Below are 4,094 nucleotides of genomic sequence, written 5' to 3'. Positions count from 1 at the left end.
GCCGCCAATCAGGCTGGTAATGAGAACTATGAGCCAGCCATGCAGGTACCACAAATACTGAACATCCTGAAGAACCTTCAGTCAATCGCTTTCGCTGAATTACCTTCGAAGATGTTTGGTGAAGCGCCTTTCACATTATCGGCAACCGCCAGCTCATCCCTTTCTGTGGTGTACGAAAGCAGTAACGCCTCCGTGGCAACGGTTATGAACAACACCATTACGCTGCAAGGCGCGGGTACCACCGTCATCACTGCTTCGCAGCCGGGCAACGACATGTTCGAAGCCGCTTCGTCTGTACAGCAAACACTCGTTGTGGAGCTTATTACTGATCTGGAGGGTGCCGATGAAATACTGGTAGGTGTTTACCCGAACCCGGTGCATGATGCGCTCAACATCAGGGTTCCCGCTGCAGAACCGGTTCACGTTGAAATGTTCGATGCCATGGGCCGCATGGTTGCCCGTGAGATTGCTTCTTCAGGGGAAGATATGGCATTACGCGTTGATCATCTTCAACCCGGTATTTATCACGTGAAGATCGGCACAAGTCGCCAGGTGATCACACGGCAGATCGTAAAACAGTAAATCAACTTTGTAAACTATTTCCTGAAATATATGAATAGAAAATTAACGGCAGTGCTGGCGCTGCTGACCATCAACCTACTGATTACCGGCTGCGATAATGATAACGAGAAGCCCGGTCCTGAAAAACAATTTCTTCAAAAGCTTTCCTTCACCTGGCACCTGCAGCAGGCCAGGGTCAACGGTGTTGATGTAACACGCGCTTTCAACGGTCCCATATTGACCATAAAAGGCAACAAAACTTTTACCGTAGCCCCGCCGGTTGATCCGATCTGGCCGGCGAGCGGATCATTTACACTGCGCGAGGTTTCCGGATCGCAGGATTATGACATCGTGCGGAACGACGGAGTGGAGCTCCACGTCAGTGAGCTGTCAGCTTCACAGCTGAAGCTTCAAATGCAGTACCAGCCACCCCATGGAAGAGTATCGTCTGTAGGCGGTCAATATGAATTTGTATTCTCGAGATAGCCCCTCAGACATCAGGCATCCGGGGCGCCGTCAACTAGTGCACAGGGATTAATAGTTCGCTCCGGTGCCTGATCTCTGATTTTGTAGAAACCGAAACTATCGAAGCGCGAAAGGACCGGATGTAATGTTCAAACGATTAGAATTAGATAAACGACTACAATGATATTTTTTACAAAACGAATCAGCGTCGATGGCCAGCTCAAGCGTGTGGGAACAAGTTCTCTTTCGATGTATTGCGGGGTGTTTTGCCGTGTACTGAAACTTGGCATCATCACATCGATGCTATTTTTGACAGGTGTTATGTATGGCCAGACACATGTAAGCAGCCTGGTTCATGGTACTGGTGGTGCTATGCTGATCGATGCTTCTTCAGTTTTCGTTTCGGGTGACTATGCTTATGTGGCGGGTTATAACAGCAATGCGCTTGAGATCGTTGATATTTCCGATCCGTCGTTACCGGTTCACAAAAGTAGCCTCAAGCACGGTACAGGCGGCGCCTTGCTGGTGGCACCCAGTTCTATTTTTGTTTCAGGTAACTATGCTTATATAACAAGTCTTGGCAGTAATGCACTTGAGATTGTTGATATCTCTGATCCATCGGCGCCGGTTCATAAAGGTAGTTTGGAACACGATATAAGTGGCTACGGGGCCTTGCTGACGACTCCTATGTCTGTTTATGTTTCGGGTAACTATGCTTATGTGGCGAGCTACAGTAACGATGCGCTTGAGATCGTTGATATTTCCAACCCCGCTGCTCCTGTTCATAAAGGCAGGCTGATACATGGCACAGGTGGTGCTTTACTGAACGATCTCCAATCTGTCTATGTTTCGGGCAACTACGCTTACGTAGCAAGCTTTGGCAGCGATGCGCTTGAGGTCGTTGATATTTCAAACCCTGCAGCGCCTGTCCACAAAGGCAGCCTGACCCATGGCAGCGGCGGAGCTATGCTGGATGGTCCTATTTCTGTTTCTGTGTCGGGTAACTACGCTTATGTGGCGAGTTACAACAGCTACGTGCTTGAGATCGTTGATATTTCCAATCCTGCAGCCCCTGTTCATAAAGGCAGCGTGGCCCACGGCAGCGGCGGAGCTATGTTGGATGGTGCTGTTTCAGTTTCTGTTTCCGGTAACTATGCTTATGTAGCGGGCTATAACAGCGATGTGCTTGAGATCGTTGATATTTCCAATCCCGCTGCCCCTGCTCATAAAGGCAGCGTGGCTGATGGCGCTGGTGGAGCGTTGCTGGATGCTGCTCGTTTTGTTTTTATCTCAGGGACCTACGCATACATTGCTGTGCAGGGATATGACGCGTTAGAGATCGTTAATATTTCCAATCCATCGTCACCTGCGCATGTGGGCAACATTATAAACGGCGCCGGTAAGCCCTTGCTGGCGGGTGCTCAATCGGTCTACGTTTCCGGTAGCTACGCTTACGTAGCGAGCGCCGGGATCAATGCATTTGAAGTCGTGGATATTTCCAACCCCGCCATCCCTGTTCACAAGGGAAGCTTGACCAATGGCACAAATGGGGCGTTGTTGAATTCACCCCAGTCTGTCTTTGTATCTGGCAACTACGCTTATGTAACATCAATCGGCGACAAGGCACTTGAAATTATAGATATATCCAATCCGGCTGCTCCTGTTCATAAAGGTAGCCTAACCCATGGCACCGGCGGCGCTTTGCTGGATTATCCCCAGTCCGTTTATGTTTCGGGCAACTATGCTTATGTAGCAAGCTACAGCAGCGATGCACTCGAGATCATTGATATATCCAATCCTGCAGCTCCTGTTCATAAAGGCAGTTTGAAAGACGGAATGGGCGGAGCTTTGCTGTCCCGTCCCTGGTCTGTTTACGTCTCCGGCAACTATGCTTATGTGGCAAGTACACTCAGCAACGCACTTGAGATCGTTGATATTTCTAATCCTGCATTACCCGTTCATAAAGGTAGCCTGGCCAGCGGCACAGGTGGAGCCTTGCTGCAGACTCCTACTTCTGTTTTCGTCTCCGGAAGCCATGCTTACGTGACAAGTGCTGAAAGCGATGCACTTGAGATCATCGACATCTCTAACCCGTCAGCTCCCGTCTATAAAGGTAACCTTAAACATGGTACAGATGGTGCCTTGCTGGATCTCCCTTATTCCGTTGCAGTCTCCAGAGACTATGCCTTCGTAGTAAGCCGTGATAAAAATACACTTGAGCTCATCGACATTTCCAACCCCTCAGCTCCCGTGCATGTAGGAAGCCTGATTCAGGGTAGTGGCGGCGCTTTGTTGGATGGCCCTTCTTTCGTTTTTGCCTCTGGCGATTATGCTTATGTTGTAAGCAGGTTCAGTGGTGCCCTGGAAATATTCCATGCGGCAAAACAGGATCAAACAATTGACTTTGACGCCATTGCTTCAAAAACATATGGTGCAGCTTCCTTTCAATTGAATGCAACAGCTTCGTCAGGTCTTGTGGTAGCCTATAAAAGCTCAAACACGGCTGTGGCAACGATCTCCGGCAGTACGGTCACCGTTGTAGGCGTCGGTACAACAACCATTACAGCGTCACAGGCAGGCAATCCCCATTATTATGCGGCAACCAGTGTGAGCCACACCTTTACCGTAAACAAAGCCGCCCTCACCGCCAAAGCTGATGACAAAACCAGGCCTTACGGAAGTGATAATCCTGCGCTCACCATATCTTATTCAGGATTTGTGAATGGCGATGATGCCAGCGACATTACCGTACCAGTTGCCTCCACAACAGCAACATCGTCGAGTAGCCCAGGCGCTTACGCTATCGTGCCCACTGGCGGAAGCGCAGATAATTATGCTATCGCTTACACGAACGGAACCTTAACGATCACAAAAGCAGATCAAGCAATCACCTTCGATGCCCTTGATCAAAAAACCATGGGTGATCCCGATTTCACTTTAACGGCCACAAGCTCATCGGGGCTTGATGTTATCTATAGCAGCAGCGATCCTTCGGTAGCTCAGGTGAACGGAAATACAGTCACCATTGTGGGCGACGGTACAACAGAGATCACGGCAACACAACCCGG

3 protein-coding genes are annotated in these 4,094 nt (G+C 49.5%); all 3 read left to right on the top strand.

From position 1 onward, the window contains the following. On the top strand, nucleotides 1-582 hold a 582-nt coding region (locus KK083_RS32235; RefSeq protein ID WP_254170281.1), incomplete at its 5' end, for a T9SS type A sorting domain-containing protein. 30 nt (nucleotides 583-612) lie between these two features. Then, nucleotides 613-1,047, top strand: a complete 435-nt coding sequence (locus KK083_RS32230; protein WP_254170280.1) for a hypothetical protein — start codon at nucleotides 613-615, stop codon at nucleotides 1,045-1,047. A 159-nt stretch (nucleotides 1,048-1,206) separates the two neighbouring features. Next, the coding region (locus KK083_RS32225; protein ID WP_317195262.1) for an MBG domain-containing protein at nucleotides 1,207-4,094 on the top strand (2,888 nt) is incomplete at its 3' end.

This window comes from Chryseosolibacter histidinae, from assembly GCF_018598225.1.
GTDB classification, from domain to species: domain Bacteria; phylum Bacteroidota; class Bacteroidia; order Cytophagales; family Cyclobacteriaceae; genus Chryseosolibacter; species Chryseosolibacter histidini.
Note: the sequence above shows the minus strand (reverse complement) of the source record. Positions and strands in the feature narration are given on the sequence as shown.

Excerpts from the sequence above, each read along its gene's own strand:
- KK083_RS32230 (WP_254170280.1), top strand. The coding sequence starts at position 613 with ATGAATAGAAAATTAACGGCAGTGCTGGCGCTGCTGACCATCAACCTA.